The sequence below is a fragment of the Fervidibacillus halotolerans genome (assembly GCF_026547205.1).
GTDB classification, from domain to species: domain Bacteria; phylum Bacillota; class Bacilli; order Bacillales; family Caldibacillaceae; genus Fervidibacillus; species Fervidibacillus halotolerans.
In genome coordinates this window covers 1,110,470-1,129,968 of record NZ_CP106877.1, presented here as the reverse complement: position 1 = coordinate 1,129,968, position 19,499 = coordinate 1,110,470, and the positions used below count along the sequence as shown (strand labels likewise).

The 19,499-nt window shown below is 38.5% G+C and carries 16 protein-coding genes; all 16 read left to right on the top strand.

Annotated elements, in window-relative coordinates; all coding sequences use genetic code 11:
* Positions 1 to 37 precede the first annotated feature (37 nt).
* Positions 38 to 1,795 carry a 2-oxoacid:acceptor oxidoreductase subunit alpha gene (locus OE105_RS05295; RefSeq protein WP_275421699.1) on the top strand — a complete coding sequence of 586 codons (1,758 nt, stop codon included), beginning with the start codon at positions 38 to 40 and terminating at the stop codon, positions 1,793 to 1,795.
* A 96-nt stretch (positions 1,796 to 1,891) separates the two neighbouring features.
* Positions 1,892 to 2,758 (top strand): 2-oxoacid:ferredoxin oxidoreductase subunit beta, encoded by an 867-nt coding sequence (locus OE105_RS05290; RefSeq protein WP_275421698.1) that lies wholly within the window; start codon positions 1,892 to 1,894, stop codon positions 2,756 to 2,758.
* Positions 2,759 to 3,012: 254 nt separating this feature from the next.
* Positions 3,013 to 4,563 (top strand): tRNA (N6-isopentenyl adenosine(37)-C2)-methylthiotransferase MiaB, encoded by a 1,551-nt coding sequence (gene miaB, locus OE105_RS05285; protein WP_275421696.1) that lies wholly within the window; start codon positions 3,013 to 3,015, stop codon positions 4,561 to 4,563.
* A gap of 2 nt (positions 4,564 to 4,565) precedes the next feature.
* Complete coding sequence (locus OE105_RS05280; protein WP_275421695.1) at positions 4,566 to 4,961, top strand: YlbF/YmcA family competence regulator; 396 nt, start codon at positions 4,566 to 4,568, stop codon at positions 4,959 to 4,961.
* A gap of 140 nt (positions 4,962 to 5,101) precedes the next feature.
* On the top strand, positions 5,102 to 5,884 hold the full coding sequence (locus OE105_RS05275) for a metallophosphoesterase (RefSeq protein ID WP_275421694.1): 783 nt from the start codon (positions 5,102 to 5,104) through the stop codon (positions 5,882 to 5,884).
* 136 nt (positions 5,885 to 6,020) lie between these two features.
* Positions 6,021 to 6,560, top strand: coding sequence for an outer spore coat protein CotE (gene cotE, locus OE105_RS05270; RefSeq protein WP_275421693.1), 540 nt, complete (start codon positions 6,021 to 6,023; stop codon positions 6,558 to 6,560).
* A gap of 243 nt (positions 6,561 to 6,803) precedes the next feature.
* Positions 6,804 to 8,438, top strand: a complete 1,635-nt coding sequence (locus OE105_RS05265; protein WP_275421692.1) for an SLC13 family permease — start codon at positions 6,804 to 6,806, stop codon at positions 8,436 to 8,438.
* A gap of 167 nt (positions 8,439 to 8,605) precedes the next feature.
* Positions 8,606 to 11,221, top strand: coding sequence for a DNA mismatch repair protein MutS (gene mutS / locus OE105_RS05260; protein WP_275421691.1), 2,616 nt, complete (start codon positions 8,606 to 8,608; stop codon positions 11,219 to 11,221).
* Positions 11,222 to 11,255: 34 nt separating this feature from the next.
* Positions 11,256 to 13,217: a DNA mismatch repair endonuclease MutL gene (gene mutL, locus OE105_RS05255; RefSeq protein WP_275421690.1), complete on the top strand. Its 1,962-nt coding sequence runs from the start codon at positions 11,256 to 11,258 to the stop codon at positions 13,215 to 13,217.
* 160 nt (positions 13,218 to 13,377) lie between these two features.
* A complete protein-coding gene (miaA, locus tag OE105_RS05250) occupies positions 13,378 to 14,307 on the top strand; it encodes a tRNA (adenosine(37)-N6)-dimethylallyltransferase MiaA (RefSeq protein ID WP_275421689.1) in 930 nt (309 codons plus the stop codon).
* Between the two features lie 43 nt (positions 14,308 to 14,350).
* The gene (hfq, locus tag OE105_RS05245) at positions 14,351 to 14,575 is read left to right on the top strand and encodes an RNA chaperone Hfq (RefSeq protein WP_275421688.1); all 225 of its coding nucleotides are present in this window, start codon (positions 14,351 to 14,353) and stop codon (positions 14,573 to 14,575) included.
* A gap of 373 nt (positions 14,576 to 14,948) precedes the next feature.
* On the top strand, positions 14,949 to 15,902 hold the full coding sequence (gene spoVK / locus OE105_RS05240; protein WP_275421687.1) for a stage V sporulation protein K: 954 nt from the start codon (positions 14,949 to 14,951) through the stop codon (positions 15,900 to 15,902).
* A gap of 111 nt (positions 15,903 to 16,013) precedes the next feature.
* Complete coding sequence (locus OE105_RS05235; protein WP_275421686.1) at positions 16,014 to 16,247, top strand: glutaredoxin family protein; 234 nt, start codon at positions 16,014 to 16,016, stop codon at positions 16,245 to 16,247.
* 173 nt (positions 16,248 to 16,420) lie between these two features.
* Positions 16,421 to 17,725: a GTPase HflX gene (gene hflX, locus OE105_RS05230; RefSeq protein WP_275421685.1), complete on the top strand. Its 1,305-nt coding sequence runs from the start codon at positions 16,421 to 16,423 to the stop codon at positions 17,723 to 17,725.
* The gene (locus tag OE105_RS05225) at positions 17,679 to 18,941 is read left to right on the top strand and encodes a methionine gamma-lyase family protein (RefSeq protein ID WP_275421684.1); all 1,263 of its coding nucleotides are present in this window, start codon (positions 17,679 to 17,681) and stop codon (positions 18,939 to 18,941) included. The genes hflX and OE105_RS05225 overlap by 47 nt, the downstream gene beginning before the upstream one ends.
* 202 nt (positions 18,942 to 19,143) lie before the next feature.
* The gene (locus tag OE105_RS05220) at positions 19,144 to 19,488 is read left to right on the top strand and encodes a MerR family transcriptional regulator (RefSeq protein ID WP_275422101.1); all 345 of its coding nucleotides are present in this window, start codon (positions 19,144 to 19,146) and stop codon (positions 19,486 to 19,488) included.
* Positions 19,489 to 19,499: the final 11 nt, after the last annotated feature.

The window sequence follows — 19,499 nt, the reverse complement described above, 5'->3', positions numbered from 1 at the left end:
AAAGTTTTTCCTTTAACAATGAGAGGTGAAATATTTCATGAGACAGCTTTCTTGGAAAATAGGGGGTCAGCAAGGAGAAGGTATCGAAAGTACGGGGGAAATTTTTTCCGCTGGATTTCATAAGCTCGGTTATTTTTTAAATGCATACAGACATTTTTCCTCCCGCATTAAAGGGGGCCATACCAATATTAAGGTCAGGATCAGCACAAAACCGATTTATACAATTAACGATGATTTGGACATCCTCATTGCTTTTGATCAGGAAACGATCGATATAAATTATCGAGAATTGAACAAAAATGGTTTCATCCTCGTTGATTTAAAAGGGAGTCCGAAAAAACCTGCCGATTGTCCTGCCCGCTTTTATCCGATTCCTTTTACAAAGATCGCTATGAATCTAGGAAATGTGGTCATGAAAAATATGGTTGCCATCGGTGCAACTTGTGCCATATTAGATCTTCAACCGAGCATGTTTAAACCGATTATAGAAGATATGTTCCAACATAAGGGAAATACAATCATTCAACGGAATGTAAAAGCTTTACAAGAAGGATATGAATATGTCCAGAGAGAGATCCATCCTTTACAAACTATCCCTTTGGCCCCACCAAAAAAGGAACAGAAAATGTATTTAACGGGAAATGAAGCCATCGGACTCGGAACCATCGCTGCAGGATGTCGCTTAATGTTCGCCTATCCAATTACACCTGCTTCCGATATTATGGAATATTTAATTAAAAAATTGCCGAAATTTGGGGGAACCGTTATTCAAACGGAGGATGAAATAGCCGCCTGTACGATGGCGATCGGAGCTAATTACGGGGGTGTTCGTGCCTTTACTGCATCCAGTGGTCCAGGACTTTCATTAATGATGGAGTCCATCGGTTTGGCCGGGATGACGGAAACCCCCGTTGTAATTGTTAACACCCAACGGGGAGGTCCCTCAACCGGCTTACCGACAAAACAAGAACATTCCGATGTATTCGCCATGATCTTTGGTAATCACGGGGAAATACCAAAGGTGGTCATCGCTCCAAGTACGGTGGAGGAAGCGTTTTATGACACGGTGGAAGCTTTTAATATAGCGGAAGAATATCAAATACCTGTCATCTTGTTGACGGATTTACAATTATCCCTCGGAAAACAAACGACGAAACCTTTTAAACTTGAGCGTACGGAAATACGGCGTGGAAAAATAACGGAAGAAATGGAAGGGGAAAAAGACGAAAAAAACAAATCATACTTTAAACGGTATGAACTTGTCCCAAGCGGTATTTCAAACCGGGTTTTTCCTGGGACGAGAGGTGGCATTCACCATGTAACAGGGGTGGAGCATGACGAAACGGGAAGACCGGTAGAATCGGCATTAAATCGGAAAAAACAAATGGATAAACGGATGACAAAATTACAAACGTTTACAATCCAATCCCCCTTCGTAAAAAAAATTTATGGGGAACATCCGGATCTTTTATTGATAGGATTTAATTCGACTAGGGGGGCGATCGAAGAGGCAACAGAAAGGCTGATCTCGGAAGGATACGTTGTCAATCACCTTCATATCCGCCTTCTACATCCCTTTCCAAAAGAGGAAATAAAACCGTATATGGAAGCGGCAAAGCAGATTATAATCATCGAACAAAATGCTACCGGACAACTAAAAAATCTCATCCATATGCATCTCGGTTTTTTCGATCGAACGTTTTCTATTAATAAATATGATGGAACACCATTATTACCGAATGAGCTATTTCATCGTATTAAAGGGATGATAAAAACGAAAAAGGAAGAAACATAGAAAAGGTTCGCAAACAATCATATGAGGAAACGAAATTTTTCCCTTTATGATTAAAGGGTTATTTAATAAAACCGGGCCTAGGACAGGAGGCGAAAAATGGTCACTTTTAAAGATTTTCGTAATCAAGTAAAACCAAATTGGTGTCCCGGTTGTGGGGACTTTTCCGTACAAGCGAGTATACAAAGGGCAGCGGCAAATCTCGGATTGACTCCAGAAAATCTCGTTATCGTTTCAGGGATCGGTTGTTCGGGTCGTATCTCCGGTTATATTTACGCATACGGATTTCATGGCATTCACGGTAGAAGTTTGCCAATCGCCCAAGGATTAAAAATGGCGAATCGGGATTTAACCGTTATTGCTTCTGGAGGAGATGGAGACGGTTTTGCCATTGGATTGGGACATACGATTCATGCGATTCGACGAAATATGGATATAACGTATATCGTCATGGATAACCAAGTATATGGATTGACGAAAGGGCAAACATCGCCTCGATCTGATTCGGGTTTCATCACCCAATCGACACCGACCGGATCGATTGATCAACCGATCTCTCCTTTAGAGGTCGCTTTAGCTTCCGGTGCTACGTTTGTTGCTCAAAGCTTTTCTTCAAATGTTAAAGAGTTAACCTCATTAATTGAAGAAGGAATTCGCCATAAAGGGTTTTCCTTTATTAATGTGTTCAGTCCATGTGTAACGTACAATAAAGTAAATACGTATCAATGGTTTAAAACCCATTTGAAAAAAGTATCGGATATTGAAAACTATCATCCTTTCGATCGACAAATGGCGATGAAAACAGTGATGGAAACGGGCGGGTTAATCACCGGTTTAATTTATCAAAATAAAAATCAACTATCCTATCAAGATCTGTTACCTGATTATAGTGACCAACCGTTAACAAAGGCAAATCTTCATTTAACTACGGAGGAATTTCATCAATTGATCACAGAATTTATGTAAATGATAGGATTGATGAAACAGGTGCACATTCGATGCCTGTTTTTTTCTTGCTTTTTTCCATGCCACACGGATCAATATTCTTTCCACGAAAACTATGCAATTCTTCAGTGAAAACAAAATAAAGATGGTTGTTGTTTATTTCCGTTGAAACAGTTATAATGTTAAATTGAAACTGACGATTTACCGTTACCATTTACTTGTTATTATCATTTTTTGGATAGGATTTATAGTCGGTTTTTGAAAGGAGATTTAACATGGATAACAAACAGAATTTGACAAATGGTCAACAGGACAAAGAACTATCTCCGACGGACAAAAAATCCGCTTCCGGAGAAAAGGACTACAGCAAATATTTTCAACGGGTGTATATGCCTCCTTCCTTAAAGGAAGCGAAACGACGTGGAAAAGAACAAATTGAGTATTTAAAGGATTATGAAGTCCCGGAAGAATTAAAAGGAATGGGAAACGGGAAGAAATTTTTTATTCGTACGTACGGTTGTCAAATGAATGAACATGATACGGAAGTAATGGCAGGTATATTCGTTGAATTAGGTTATGAACCGACGGAAAATACAGATGATGCCGATGTCATTTTGCTTAATACGTGTGCTATTCGAGAAAATGCGGAAAATCGGGTATTTGGTGAATTGGGTCATTTGAAATCATTAAAATTAGAAAAACCGGATTTGCTTTTAGGCGTTTGTGGTTGCATGGCCCAAGAAGAAGGGGTCGTTAATCGTATTTTACAAAAGTATCAACATGTGGATATGGTATTCGGTACCCATAATATCCATCGACTCCCTTATATTTTAAAAGAAGCATATATGTCGAAAGAAATGGTTGTGGAAGTTTGGTCCAAGGAAGGAAACGTGGTCGAAAACCTTCCGAAACTTCGCAAAGGAAATATTAAAGCATGGGTCAATATTATGTACGGTTGCGATAAATTTTGCACCTACTGTATCGTTCCATATACCCGTGGGAAAGAAAGAAGTCGTCGACCGGAAGATATTATTCAGGAAGTACGGGAATTGGCTGCTAAAGGGTATCAGGAAATCACTCTCCTCGGTCAAAATGTCAACGCCTATGGAAAGGATTTTGAAGATATCGATTATCGATTCGGGGATTTGATGGACGATTTGCGAAAAATCGATATTCCTCGAATTCGATTTACAACGAGCCATCCCCGCGATTTCGATGACCACCTCATCGAAGTGTTGGCTAAACGTGGAAACCTCGTGGAACATATTCATCTTCCCGTGCAATCCGGTTCAAATGGGATTTTGAAAATAATGGCACGAAAATATACGAGAGAATCCTATCTAGAGCTCGTTCGAAAAATTAAAGCAGCGATTCCAGATGTCGCCTTAACGACTGATATTATTGTCGGTTTTCCAAATGAAACGGAAGAACAATTTGAAGAAACCTTATCCCTCTATCGGGAAGTGGAATTCGATTCAGCCTTCACGTTCATTTATTCTCCAAGGGAAGGTACACCAGCGGCAAAAATGAAAGATAACGTTCCAATGGAAGTTAAAAAACAACGGCTACAACGTTTAAATGACTTAGTGAATGAAATTTCCTTAAAGAAAATGAAAGAAATGGAAGGAAAAGTTGTGGAAGTGTTAGTCGAAGGTGAATCGAAAAATAATCCGGACGTTTTATCCGGATATACGAGAAAAAATAAGTTGGTGAACTTCAATGGTCCAAAGTCTGCCATTGGAAAATTGGTGAAAGTGAAGATTACGGAAGCAAAAACGTGGACATTAAGTGGAGTCATGGTCGATGAAACGATCGAGGTGGGATGAACATGGGAAAATTTTCAAGAGAAATGATTCTCGAAAAAGCGGAAGAACTCGCCCGTATGATTGCAGAAACGGATGAAGTAAATTATTTTAAAAAAGTAGAAGCGAAAATCAATGGGAATCGGAAAGTTCAAGAAAAGATTGCTGAAATAAAGGGGCTACAAAAGCAAGCGGTGAACTTACAAAACTATGGAAAAACGAACGCCCTCCAACGGGTGGAAGAAAAAATCGATCAATTGGAAAAGGAAATTAACGAAATTCCGATTGTTCAAGATTTTAAAGATTCCCAATATGAAGTCAATGAACTTTTACAAATTGTGACGAAAAAAATCGCAGAAACGGTAACGGAAGAAATAACAAAAATGAAGGATGAACAAACTTTAAAAGGACCAACGGATTAAGATCACCGTTCGAACATTTCGTCGAAAAAAGGGTTGGAATTTTTCCGTACCCTTTTTTCGATTGATGAATAATAGGTGTTTTTTTATTTTATCCATCCCCTCCATCGATACAAATTCCCAAGAAGTTTGAAGGTGTCTGTATGACGATTACGATTATAGTTTCTTTATCTTTTTTCACCCTTCTTTTGCTGTATATGTTTAAAGAGGCCTACCGGAATCATATCAACGAAATCACCCTCCATTATGAACAATTTCCCGAAACGGATTGTACCCTTTCAATCTTTTTTATTACAGATATACATCGGAGACGGATTTCGACGAATTTCATCGATCAAGTAGTTGGGAAGGCAGATTTAGTCATTATTGGAGGCGATTTAACGGAAAAAGGAGTACCATTAAAACGGACCAAGGACAATTTGAACCAACTGAACCGAATTGGCCCAATTTATTTCGTGTGGGGAAATAATGATTACGAAGTCCATGAAAGTGAATTCAGAAAACTGCTCATTCAAAACGGGGTCGAAATATTAGAAAATCGAAGTGTCCCAATCGATTGTAATGGCAAAAAACGTGTAAATTTAATTGGATTTGGAGAAGTCAGTTTTCAGTTGGATAGTGTTTGGCTGGCCCTTCAAAATGTGGATCAGGATGCATTTAAAATAGGTGTTTGCCATAATCCAGCCATCCTTTCAAAACTACCAGAAGACCATTCAATCAACCTACTTTTAAGCGGACATACCCACGGAGGACAAATAAATTTTTTCGGACTATCCCCTTATCCGAAGGGAAGGTTTGTCCAAACAGATCGAATCGATTATTTAATTAGCAACGGCTATGGAACGACGATGCTTCCACTACGATTTTGGGCAAGGGCGGAAACGCACCTCATTCATATAAAAGGAAAAACGGAACATTTTTCATGAAAAAACATAAGGTGAAGGTACCACTTCATTTTATGTTTTTTTATTTTTACACGGTCAAAATCCGAAATATGTATTGCACAATAGTCTATTGCCCCGCATAGGATGAAGTGATAACACTTGAGGAGGTTACGCTCGCATGGCAGATAAAAGAGAGATTATTACAAAAGCGGTCGTTGCCAAGGGACGTAAATTTACGACTTCCAATCATACGATCCGTCCACCCCATGCCCCGTCAAGCATACTCGGTTGTTGGATAATCAACCATACATTCGAAGCGAAAAAAGTCGAAGGTGCCGTCGAAGTTTACGGTCAGTATGAAATCAACTGCTGGTATTCATGCAATGAGAATACGAAAACGGAAGTGGCAACCGAGCGCGTGTCTTATAAAGATGTAATAAAATTGAAGTATAAAGATGACAAAACGATTGAAGACAAGGATGTAATCGTTAAAGTTTTACAGCAACCAAATTGTTCAGAGGCGGTCATCTCTTCTAACGGGAATAAAATTGTGGTAACGGCTGAACGGGAATTGCTTGTCGAGTTAATTGGTGAAACGAAGGTTATGGTCATGTTATTAGATGACGAGGAAGAAGATGACGATTGGGATCTTGATGTGGATGATGAAGAGCTGGAAGATTTAAATCCAGACTTTCTTGCAAAAGGAGAGGAAGAATAGGAAAAAGTGGAAAACAAATGGAAAATTAACCGATCTATTCCTTTTTACAGGCTATGCTAGCTACCAACTAGATAGCCTTTTTTGTTTGCCTTTCGAAAAAAATGACAAGTTTAAAAGAAAAGAATGATATTTTTTCATCAAAAAGAGAATAGTTTGACAATATTCTACAAAAATAGTATAACATAATTATAAAATAATATATACTTTATACCGGTTGAGTAATTTACGAACAGGAGGAGCATGATGGGAACCTTTTCAATGTTGCAAGAACAATTATGGGGGATGCATGAGCAAACAAAAACGATATTACGATTTATAGCGATGGGACAAACTCCACAAAGGAATACCGATTCTTCACAACCAATGGCAGCAAAAAAGAATGTTGTTCAAAAGCCTCGGAATAACATGCGGAAAAGATTGGGGCTAATCTTAGGACCAATACTGTTTTTTTTCATTTTATTTGGTATATCTCCAAAAGGGATGAGCGATGAGGCCATTGGTGTTCTCGCTTCGACCGTTTGGATTGCAACATGGTGGATTACAGAGGCAATTCCGATTCCAGCTACAAGTCTTTTACCGGCCATTTTATTTCCGTTAACAGGTGCGATTGATGATATTGGATCAATCACATCAGAATATGGAAATAAAAATATTTTTCTATTTTTAGGTGGTTTTATCATTGCAATCGGAATGGAAAAATGGAATCTTCATCGACGAATCGCATTAAACATTATTTTGTTTGTAGGGACGAACACAAATCGTCTAGTATTAGGTTTTATGGTTGCCACAGGCTTTATTTCGATGTGGATTTCTAATACGGCTACTGCAATGATGATGTTACCGATCGCTTTAGCAGTCATTACCCATGTGACGAAATTACTTGAGGAACAAAAGAAAACGATGATGGGGGAAAATTTTGGAAAGGCAATCATGCTTGGAATCGCTTATTCTGCATCCATCGGTGGATTAGGAACGTTAATCGGTACTCCGCCGAACGTTATCTTTGCGAGTGTAGTGGAAGAACTATTTCATGAGGAAATATCCTTTGCTACTTGGATGGCCTTTGGTGTTCCTCTTTCCGTTATATTAATTGCTTTTACTTGGATTTATTTAATCAAAATCGCCTTTCCATTAAAAATGAAAGAAATCCCTGGCGGAAGGGATGCAATCGTATATGAAAAACGAAAAATTGGTCGAATGAGTTTTGAAGAAAAGTTAGTTTTAACCGTATTTTCACTGACTGCCTTTGCTTGGATTACAAGATCCTTCCTATTAAAAAAATTGATTCCGAGAATCGATGATACATTGATCGCTTTAACAGCGGCAGTTGTTTTATTTTTACTTCCATCTAAACAATCGGAAAATCGGACATTACTGAACTGGGACGATGCAAAAAAAGTTCCTTGGGGGATTTTATTACTGTTTGGTGGAGGTCTAGCCATCGCCAAAGGGTTTAGTACAACAGGTCTGGCCCAATGGATTGGAGAACAATTAACCGTTTTACAAAATATTCATTTCATATTTATGATCGTCATCGTAACGGCTTTAGTCATTTTTTTAACCGAAATTACGTCTAATACGGCAACAGCAACGATGATGTTTCCAATTATGGCATCTTTAGCAATTGCCATCAACGTCCATCCCTTTGTTTTAATGGTAGCTGCAGGTTTAGCTGCTTCCTGTGCCTTCATGTTGCCCGTTGCTACTCCACCAAATGCAATCGTTTTTGGTTCAGGAGAATTAAAAATTACCGATATGGTTAAAGCTGGATTTTGGATGAATATCGTTTCCATTATCATCATTTCGATTTTTGTCTACTTTTATTTGCCTTTCGCATGGGGAATTGAACCATCAGTATTTCCCGATTCCTTTAAATAAAAACGAATCAGCGCCGATGATTGGAACTAACCGAATCATCGGCTTTTTTTATGTCCATGACGTCCATCCCTTTGAACGGATGAGAGCATTTATTTTTCCAATCATGCAAAAAGGAAGAGCGTTATGTTATAATTAGTTTTTGAAAAGAAAGAAAAGGTGTTGGGAAAATGAAAAAATATACGCCGATGATTCAACAATATTTAAAAATTAAGGCAGAATATGAAGATGCCTTTTTATTTTTTCGCTTAGGCGATTTTTATGAATTGTTTTTTGATGATGCTATTAAAGCGAGTCGAGAATTGGAAATTACGTTAACCGCCCGTGATGGGGGAGTGGATGAAAAGATCCCGATGTGTGGCGTCCCTTACCATTCGGCTCAAGGATATATAGAAACGTTAATTGAAAGAGGATATAAGGTAGCAATTTGTGAACAAGTGGAAGATCCAAAATCAGCAAAAGGGGTTGTGAAAAGGGAAGTCATCCAATTGATCACCCCGGGTACGATGATGGAAGGAAAGAACTTGAGTGATAAAGAAAATAATTTTATCGCTACCATCTCCCTTTTCCCAGATGAAACATACGGTTTAGCCTATGTTGATCTATCCACTGGCGAAAGTCGTGTCACCTTAATTACGGATCATTGGACGATGGTTTTGGATGAAATTAGTACAATTCAAACAAAGGAAGTCGTCCTTTCCTCTGACTTTCCTGAAGATTTCGTTAAAGAAATAAAAACTCGTGGTGTTACAACGATTTCCCAAGAGGATCAAACAAATGAACAAATTGAATTTGCCGAGACATTACAATCCTTACAACAGGAAAAACTTAAGCTGACGGCTGCCCGTATTTTACACTATTTATTTCGCACGCAAAAAAGAAGTTTAGATCATATCCAACCTTTTGAGACGTATCAAATCCATCAATATATGAATATCGATTATTATTCGAAAAGAAACCTAGAGTTGACAGAAACGATCCGATCCCGTGGAAAAAAAGGGTCCCTCCTTTGGTTATTGGATGAGACGATGACATCAATGGGGGGACGTTTGTTAAAACAGTGGATTCATCGTCCGCTATTATCAAGGGATCAAATCGAACGACGGTTACATTTTGTCGAAGTTTTAAAAGATCACTATTTTGAAAGACAAGAATTGCGAGAACGACTGAAAAATGTTTACGATATCGAACGATTAGCGGGGAAGGTCGCCTTTGGAAATGCGAATGCTCGGGATTTAGTTAGTTTAAAAATGACGTTAAAACAAATTCCAGAAATCATTCATATATTGCGTTCTATACCAGATGAGACCATTCAACAGCGAGCGGAAAAACTCGATCCATGTACGGAAGTTGCGGAATTAATCGATCAGGCCATCGTCGATCAACCGCCCCTTTCCGTCAAGGAAGGAAATCTCATTCGAGACGGCTATCATGAACAATTGGATCGTTTTCGCGATGCGAGTAGAAACGGAAAAACATGGATTGCCAATTTGGAGAAGACAGAACGAGAAAGAACGGGGATTAAATCATTAAAAGTCGGATATAACCGGGTATTCGGTTATTACATCGAAGTGACAAAAGCCAATTTACGTTTATTGAAAGATACGAATTACGAGCGGAAACAAACGTTAGCAAATGCGGAACGATTTATTACACCTGAATTAAAAGAAATGGAAACGCTCATTTTAGAGTCGGAAGAAAAAAGTATGGAATTGGAATATGAATTGTTTACGAAAATTCGCGATGAAGTAAAGGGGCATATTCATCGATTACAATTTTTAGCAAAGGAAATTAGCGAATGGGATTGTCTCCAATGTTTTGCCACGGTTAGTGAGGAAAGAATGTATGTCAAACCGACCTTTAATAATGAAAGAAGGGTACAGATCGTCGATGGTCGTCACCCAGTAGTCGAAAAAGTGATGGAAGTTCAGTCGTATGTTCCAAATAGTTGTGAAATGGGAAATGATCAAGAAATTTTACTCATTACCGGGCCCAATATGTCGGGAAAAAGCACGTATATGCGGCAAATTGCGCTCATTAGTATCCTCGCACAAATCGGCTGTTTCGTACCCGCCAAAAAAGCAGATTTACCTATTTTCGATCAAATATTTACCCGAATTGGTGCGGCAGACGATCTAATTAGTGGACAAAGTACATTTATGGTGGAAATGTTGGAGGCAAAAAATGCAATCACAGGTGCGACTGCGGATAGTTTAATCTTATTTGATGAAATCGGTAGAGGCACATCTACCTATGATGGAATGGCCCTTGCCCAAGCTATGATTGAATACATTCATGATAAAATAGGGGCGAAGACGTTGTTTTCCACCCACTATCACGAATTAACCGCATTGGAAAAACAGTTGCCGAAATTGAAAAACGTCCATGTAAGTGCGATCGAGCAAAATGGTCACCTCGTCTTCTTACATAAAATAAAAGACGGAGCTGCGGACAAAAGTTATGGAATCCACGTAGCGAAACTTGCCGAATTGCCTCAGGAAGTGATCGATCGGGCAGAGACGATTTTACAATCTTTGGAACAGGAAAATGGAAAACCGTCGAAGGAAAAACAGCAACTTTCAGAGGAGCAGGATCAGCCAAAGGATGAACCAATAGAAGAAACACAACTATCCTTATTTGAAGAACCGATTGTCAAAAAGAAAACGGAAAAGATCGGTGATAAAGAGAAAAAAGTAATCAAAGAGTTGCAATCATTAGATTTATTGAACATGACACCGATCGATGCATTAAACAACCTTTATCGCTTACAAAAAAAACTACGATAAATGAAAAAGCCCTGACAGAAAGAGGGGATAAACCGTGGGAAAAATCATCCAATTGAATGAACAACTTTCCAATAAAATTGCTGCTGGAGAAGTGGTCGAACGTCCAGCTTCTGTCGTTAAAGAACTAATTGAAAATGCGATCGACGCAAATAGTACGGTCATTCAAGTGGAAGTGGAGGAGGCGGGCCTTGCCAAAATTCGTGTCATCGACAACGGCGACGGTATGGAAGAAGACGACGCCCTACTTGCCTTCGAACGCCATGCAACGAGTAAAATTAAAGACGAGGTTGATTTATTTCGAATCCAAACATTAGGTTTCCGAGGGGAAGCGCTCCCGAGTATTGCCTCCGTTTCCCAAATGGAAATGATCACAAGTACCGGTGAAAAACCGGGAATCCGAATTGTCATAAAAGGCGGAAAACGTATTGCAAAAGAAATCGCCCCATCAAGAAAAGGAACGGAAATCATTGTCACCGATTTGTTTTATAATACGCCTGCAAGATTAAAATATATGAAATCGATTCATACGGAACTTGGTAATATTACCGATGTTATGAACAAAATGGCTTTGGCTCATCCGGAAATTGCGATGAAACTCATTCATAACGGTCGAAAATTGTTACAAACAGCGGGAAACGGTGATACATTACAAGTTCTCGCTTCCATTTACGGAATCAACACCGCAAAAAAAATGATCCCGATTGCAAGCGAGTCTTTAGACTTTGAAATTTCCGGATATATCGCTTTACCGGAAGTAAATCGAGCATCGAGAAACTACATATCAACGATGATCAATGGAAGATATATTAAAAACTATGCGTTGAATCGTGCCATCATTTCCGGATACCATACCCTTTTACCCATCGGTAGATACCCAATTGCTTTTTTGCATATAAAAATGGATCCAAAATTAGTGGATGTAAACGTTCATCCCGCAAAAATGGAAGTGCGAATTAGTAAAGAACAATCGTTATGCGATTTGATCACCAAAACTATTCAAGAAGCTTTTCGAAAAGAAAGCTTGATTCCTTCGATAGCGAAAAAGGAAAAAGGGAAAAGAAAATCCGAACAAATTCAATTTCAACTCGACCATTTACAAAAACGAAACGAAAACAAACATCGATCGTATTTAACTAAAAAAGAAAGGGAGGTGGCACAATCCTTTTTAAAATCCTTCACTGAACGGGATGATGATGAGAAAGAAAAACCAGAAATAGATGATTCTAATCCCCAACTAAAGACGAACAAGGATCCTTTAAAGGAGCCATACGAATTGTCGCCAGTAAAAGATACCATATCTTCTGAAGGGGATATGCCCTTTATAAAAGAAGGAAAAGGGGAAACCTTTGAAGAAAAGCCTGGAGAAAAAGAAACAAGGGTAGAAGATATAGAGAATCCGTCGAAGGAAACCGAGCGAATTCCACCATTATATCCAATCGGTCAAATGCATGGAACCTATATTTTAGCTGAAAATGAAAATGGTTTATTTATTATTGACCAACATGCGGCCCAAGAGCGAATCAAATATGAATATTACCGGGAAAAAATCGGTGAAGTACAAAATGAATTACAAGAGATGTTAATACCGATGACATTGCAATTTTCCAATGATGAATATGTTAAACTCCAGGACCATTTAGATGAATTAAAAACATTCGGAGTATTTTTAGAGCCGTTCGGTACAAATACCTTTATGATCCGAAACCACCCCCAATGGTTTCCACCCGGGGAAGAAGAGACGATGATTCGACATATCATCGATCAAGTGTTGACGATGAAACATGTGGATTTAAAAAAATTACGAGAAGAGACCGCGATTATGATGAGTTGTAAAGGTTCCATTAAAGCCAATCATCGGTTAAGAAATGATGAAATTTTGCAATTGCTCGATACGTTACGAACGACGAAAGATCCGTTTACTTGCCCCCATGGAAGGCCGATTATCATCCACTTCTCCACATATGATTTGGAGAAAATGTTTAAGCGAATCATGTGACATATGGTCAAAAGGAATCAAACGTTTCATACGTATATTTTAAAGTATGATGGAAACACTGATTTCAGTGTCTCTCATTTAGAAAAATGTGGTAATTTTTTTGACTTTGGATCATTTTTGTGTAAAATGATTTTATCAAATATTGAAAGCAGTGAATACGTTGGAAAAGAAGGAAAAGCTTCTAGTAATTATCGGTCCTACCGCAGTCGGTAAAACGAAATTAAGTATCGATTTGGCAAAGAAACTTTCAGGAGAAATTATTAGTGGGGACTCGATGCAAATCTATCGGGGAATGGATATCGGGACTGCAAAAATCTCCCCCGACGAAATGGAAGGTATTCCCCATCATTTATTGGATATTAAAAATCCAGATGAATCCTTCTCCGTTGCAGAATTTCAACAACTCGTTCGAGAAAAAATTACGGAAATTTCCAATTGGGGTCGTTTACCGATCCTTGTTGGGGGTACCGGATTATACATCCAATCGGTCATCTATAATTATCAGTTCCCAAATGTTGAAGGAAAACTTCGAGAACAGCTAGAAAAACAAGCAGAACAAGAAGGAATCGACTTTCTTTATCGTAAACTATTAAACATCGACCACGAATACGCACAATTAATTCATCCGAATAATAAAAGGCGGGTGATTCGAGCCCTAGAAGTGTATTATTCAACGGGTAAGACGATGACCGAATGGCAAAAAAACCAAATGAAAGATCCGATATACGATTCCTTAATCATCGGTTTGACGATGGAAAGAAATCGGTTGTATGAACGAATCAACGAAAGAGTTGATGAGATGATTGATAACGGGCTCGTTCAAGAAGCGAAAATGTTATACGATCAAGGATTAACCGATGTCCAATCGACACAAGCGATCGGGTATAAGGAATTATTCGATTACTTTGATGGAAAGGTTACGTTAGAAGAAGCGATTTCCAATTTAAAACAAAACACTCGGAAATTCGCAAAACGACAATTAACCTGGTTCCGTAATAAAATGGATGTACATTGGTTCGATGCGACAGATGTGACATATGAAATTTTTTTTGAAAAAATATGTAATTTTATAGCAGGAAAGATGAAATAAAAAGCGAATAAAATAAGTAAGAGAATCATGAGGAGGACAAAAGATGAAACAATCGGTAAACATTCAAGATCAGTTTTTAAATCAATTACGAAAAGAAAATATCAATGTCACTGTTTTTTTATTAAACGGATTTCAAATTCGTGGGTTTGTAAAAGGTTTTGACAATTTCACCGTTTTATTGGAATCTGATGGAAAGCAACAACTTGTTTTTAAACATGCCATTTCCACCTTTTCACCCGTTCGTAATGTCCAAATTGAAATAGAATAAATGTTTTCCAAAAAGGATTCATTGGTTTTCCGCCTCTGAATCCTTTTTCATTTTTCCACATTTCCCGATTCCTTTCAATCCATTTCCTAGTTGACATTGACATGACCGGTCACTTGATTGAATACAATAAACATTAGATGAAAAGATAATCCTTTCCTACTTTACTCCATAAAATTATCTCCTTTTTCCACCAAACATGGATTCCGATGAAATCTATTTCTCGGGAAAGCGCAAGTTTAGACAACTTCTTTCCACCATTTGTCGTGAAAGGATATATTTTGTCAAAATCAGTGTCAATCAGGGAAAAATTGGGCGAATGTCACCATTTTTATATCTTCTCATATACTGTAGTTAAGACAGAGAGGTGAACGGATTGAATGAACCTATTCGTATGAAAAATAACGGACAAATTAGTATCACACTACATCCGAGACGGAGAGAGAATATTGAATCGGTTCCAAATATTCATGTGGTAAAAGAAACAACCGGCGAACATGAAATCTTAACAGAGATCGAAGAGGAACTACGCGCTTTAGTCGGATTGGAAACGGTCAAACAGATGATTCGAGAAATATATGCGTGGATTATCGTAAACAAAAAACGGGAAGAAATGGGATTAAAAGCATCAAAACAAGTTTTGCATATGATGTTTAAAGGAAATCCTGGAACCGGTAAAACGACAGTAGCGAGGCTCATCGGTAAATTATTTTATAAATTGGATGTTTTATCGAAGGGGCATTTAATCGAATGTGAACGAGCTGATTTAGTTGGCGAATATATCGGACATACCGCCCAAAAAACGAGAGATTTAGTAAAAAAAGCAATGGGGGGTATTTTATTTATCGATGAAGCTTATTCCCTCGGCAGGGGAGGAGAAAAGGATTTTGGGAAAGAAGCAATCGATACCCTTGTTAAACATATGGAAGATCACCAGCATGATTTCGTCTTAATATTAGCGGGATATTCCCGTGAAATGGACACCTTTTTATCTCTGAACCCGGGACTTGAATCCCGATTTCCAATCATTATTGAATTCCCAGATTATTCAGTTGATGAACTGCTTCAAATTGCAAAACAGATGATTGGAGAAAAAGAATATGTATTTAGTGAGGAAGCGATCCGAAAGTTAAAGGATCATTTAATCCAAGTGAGATCTACCTTTCACAGAAATCGATTTTCTAATGGTCGGTATATTCGAAACATCATCGAAAAATCGATCCGTTCCCAAGCGATGCGGTTGTTACGGGCAAACCAATATGGACGGGATGATTTAATGACCGTTCGAAGCGATGACCTCGTTTTTCCAAATGGGAACCGCACCCCTTAGTCAGTACGTCTACACAGATAAAGATCCGATTTTTTTCGTATCAAAAAATTGACTTTTTAATCGCTCTTCTTTATTATACCTATAGGGGTATTAAGAAGGAGGTTCGGTAAGATGAATGACATTAAAGTGTATACAACTAGTACTTGTCCGTATTGTGTAATGGTAAAAAATTTTTTAGAAGCACAAGGTTTGCCTTATACTGAAATTAATGTACAACAAGATCCAATTGCTGCACAACGGTTAATTCAAGCGACAGGTCAACTTGGTGTGCCACAAATTAATGTGAACGGTCATTGGGTTTTAGGATTCGACCCAGAAGGTATTATGACCCATGTTAATTCATAAAACAAGGCGGAAGCCGTTTTCTCCAAGCCGGAGAAAACGGCTTTTTTTAAATCTCCATGATTTTCGCCCACTTGCATTGATTTATTTTTCATGTAATATGAATACCAGATGTGTTTTTTAACAAAAACCAAATCTTATATCGTTTTAAACGATAGAAAAAAGGTAGGATTCACATGGTGGAAAAGGCAATTCTCGTCGGCTGCCAATTGGAAAATATGGATGATTTTCGATTTAAACAATCGATGAATGAACTATCCTCGTTAACGGAGACGGCGAATGGAAATGTTATTTTCGTTCTCACTCAAAAGCGAAAACGACCCGATCCATCCCACTATATCGGACGTGGAAAGTTGGAGGAATTGGGTCAGCTCTGTATACAATGGGAAGCAGATGTGGTGATATTTAATGATGAATTGACACCGAGTCAATTAAGGAACTTAACGAATGTTCTCCAGGTAAAAGTTATTGATCGTACCCAATTGATTTTAGATATTTTTGCCCAACGTGCTCGTTCAAAGGAAGGAAAACTTCAAGTGGAATTAGCTCAATTAGAATATTTACTTCCCCGATTAGCTGGGAAAGGAAAAGAACTTTCGAGACTTGGAGGGGGTATTGGAACCCGCGGACCTGGAGAAACGAAGTTAGAAACGGATCGTCGGTATATCCGTCGCCGTATTCATGATCTTAAAGAACAATTGGATGTAATCGTAAAACATCGGCTGCGTTATCGAACGAGAAGAAAACGAAATAACCGTTTTCGTATCGCGTTGATCGGTTATACGAATGCGGGAAAATCGACCCTATTCAATCGGCTCACTACAGAGCAAACGGTTGAGGAAGACCAATTATTTGCCACATTGGATCCATTAACAAGAAAAATGATGTTACCGAGCGGTTATACTTGTTTAGTTAGTGATACCGTTGGGTTTATTGAAGATTTACCGACGGAATTAATCGCAGCCTTTCGTTCTACTTTAGAAGAAGTGACAGAAGCAGATTTGTTACTCCACATCGTAGATAGTTCCCATCCAAACTACGATCGCCACGAACAAACGGTACAGACGATTCTCAAGGAATTGAACGCAGAGAAGATTCCCATTTTGACCGTTTATAATAAAGCCGACCGGATGATGGATCATTTTTTTCCAACAGCAAATGGAGAAAATATACAAATATGTGCTTTTTCCCCATCTGATCGACAAAGATTAAAAGAGAAAATCGAAGAGATGGTATTGGAAGTGACGAAACCTTATACGGTATCGATTCCTGACCATAGGGGAGAACTGATCGTAAAGCTAAAACAGGAAACTATAGTGAAGGAATTAGTCTATGATGAAAACAAATCCATATATAAATGTAGGGGATTTTGTTTACCCGATCATCCGATTATGGGTGAATTAAAAAAATATACAAATGGAGATGGGAAAAAGAATGTATTCTCAGCTAGAAAACAAAGAAAAATTAATCCCGATCATTGAGAAAGTTGAACAAAAAATTACACCGATCCATCGGGAAATTGATCGCATCGTTGAACAAAATCAATATCGCGTATTAAAAAGTTTTCAAAAGAATGAAGTGAGCGATAGCCATTTTATCCCATCGACCGGTTACGGTTATGATGATCTTGGAAGGGATACGTTGGAAAAGGTTTATGCAGACTGTTTTGGGGGAGAAAGTGCCCTTGTCCGTCCACAAATTATTTCCGGAACCCATGCGATCGCAACAGCACTTTTCGGCATTTTACGTCCCGGTGATGAACTATTATATATTACGGGCAATCCTTACGATACGTTGGAAGAAATCGTCGGTATTCGAGGAACGGGTGTCGGCAGTTTCAAAGAATTTCAGATCGGGTACCGAGTCGTACCTCTGACAGAAGAAGGAAAACCGGATTTCCAAGGAATTTCCAAATCCATTTCGGAAAAAACAAAGGTTATTGGTATTCAACGATCAAAAGGGTATGCCAATCGACCGTCCTTTACGATCGCTGAAATTAAAGAAATGATCGATTTCGTTAAGGAAATCAAGGAGGATGTTATCGTTTTTGTCGACAATTGTTACGGGGAGTTTGTTGAAGAGCAGGAACCTTGCCATGTCGGGGCTGATCTTATGGCCGGTTCACTGATTAAAAATCCCGGTGGAGGCCTCGCTAAAACGGGTGGCTATATTGTTGGAAAAAAAGAACTGGTCGAAGCCTGCTCCTATCGATTGACTGCACCTGGAATTGGAGCTGAAGCTGGTGCCTCATTATATAGTTTATTGGAAATGTACCAAGGCTTTTTTCTCGCACCCCATATCGTTGGTCAAGCACTAAAGGGTGCTGTATTTACAGCGGCGATGTTGGAAGAAATCGGGCTAAATTCCGAACCAAAATGGGATGCAAAAAGAACCGATTTAATCCAGTCCGTCGAGTTTCAAGATAAAGATCGAATGATTGCCTTTTGCCAAGCGATTCAATTCGCATCCCCGGTCAATTCCCACTTCACCCCATTACCGAGTCCAATGCCAGGATATGAAGATGATGTAATCATGGCTGCGGGAACATTTATTCAAGGAGCAAGTATTGAACTTTCTGCAGATGGACCAATCCGTCCGCCCTATGTGGCATACGTGCAAGGGGGATTAACGTATGAACACGTGAAAATCGCGATTATAACTGCGGTCGATCAGTTGTTAGCAAAAGGACTCATCTAATTTGAAAATAAGAATAATAACTGTTGAAACGTTTGGATTTTTCCAAACGTTTTTTCGATTCTTATGTTATATTTTCTAACATCAATTTGACAAATAACCTAACATAATATAAACTCTTTTTATTAAAAGCGAGTAGGGGGGGATTGGATTGACTGGAAAGGAAATCCGCCGTTCACTTCCTTTATTTCCGATCAGTACCGTAATGGAATTGACCGATTTAAGTGCTCGGCAAATCCGTTATTACGAAGAACATGGCCTTGTATCACCTGCGAGAACGAAAGGAAAACTGCGGATGTTTTCTTTAAACGATATTGATAAATTGTTAGAAATTAAAGATTTATTAGATCAAGGTATCAATATTGCAGGAATCAAACAAATCTTTGCAATGAAAGAATTGCAAAAAGAACAAGCATCCAAAATTCTGGTTAGGAAAGGTGAGATTTCCGACAAAGAGTTACGTAAAATCCTACGGGAAGAATTAATGAGAGAAGGGCAATTCCACCGACCCCATCTCAGACAAGGGGATATGTCGCGATTTTATCATTAAATGAAGAAAAA

Coding starts and splice junctions, on each gene's coding strand:
- miaB (WP_275421696.1), top strand. CDS start 3,013: ATGGATAACAAACAGAATTTGACAAATGGTCAACAGGACAAAGAACTA.
- hfq (WP_275421688.1), top strand. CDS start 14,351: ATGAAACAATCGGTAAACATTCAAGATCAGTTTTTAAATCAATTACGA.
- OE105_RS05265 (WP_275421692.1), top strand. CDS start 6,804: ATGGGAACCTTTTCAATGTTGCAAGAACAATTATGGGGGATGCATGAG.
- OE105_RS05280 (WP_275421695.1), top strand. CDS start 4,566: ATGGGAAAATTTTCAAGAGAAATGATTCTCGAAAAAGCGGAAGAACTC.
- cotE (WP_275421693.1), top strand. CDS start 6,021: ATGGCAGATAAAAGAGAGATTATTACAAAAGCGGTCGTTGCCAAGGGA.
- mutS (WP_275421691.1), top strand. CDS start 8,606: ATGAAAAAATATACGCCGATGATTCAACAATATTTAAAAATTAAGGCA.
- OE105_RS05295 (WP_275421699.1), top strand. CDS start 38: ATGAGACAGCTTTCTTGGAAAATAGGGGGTCAGCAAGGAGAAGGTATC.
- OE105_RS05290 (WP_275421698.1), top strand. CDS start 1,892: ATGGTCACTTTTAAAGATTTTCGTAATCAAGTAAAACCAAATTGGTGT.
- OE105_RS05220 (WP_275422101.1), top strand. CDS start 19,144: ATGGAATTGACCGATTTAAGTGCTCGGCAAATCCGTTATTACGAAGAA.
- OE105_RS05235 (WP_275421686.1), top strand. CDS start 16,014: ATGAATGACATTAAAGTGTATACAACTAGTACTTGTCCGTATTGTGTA.
- hflX (WP_275421685.1), top strand. CDS start 16,421: ATGGTGGAAAAGGCAATTCTCGTCGGCTGCCAATTGGAAAATATGGAT.
- OE105_RS05225 (WP_275421684.1), top strand. CDS start 17,679: ATGTATTCTCAGCTAGAAAACAAAGAAAAATTAATCCCGATCATTGAG.
- OE105_RS05275 (WP_275421694.1), top strand. CDS start 5,102: ATGACGATTACGATTATAGTTTCTTTATCTTTTTTCACCCTTCTTTTG.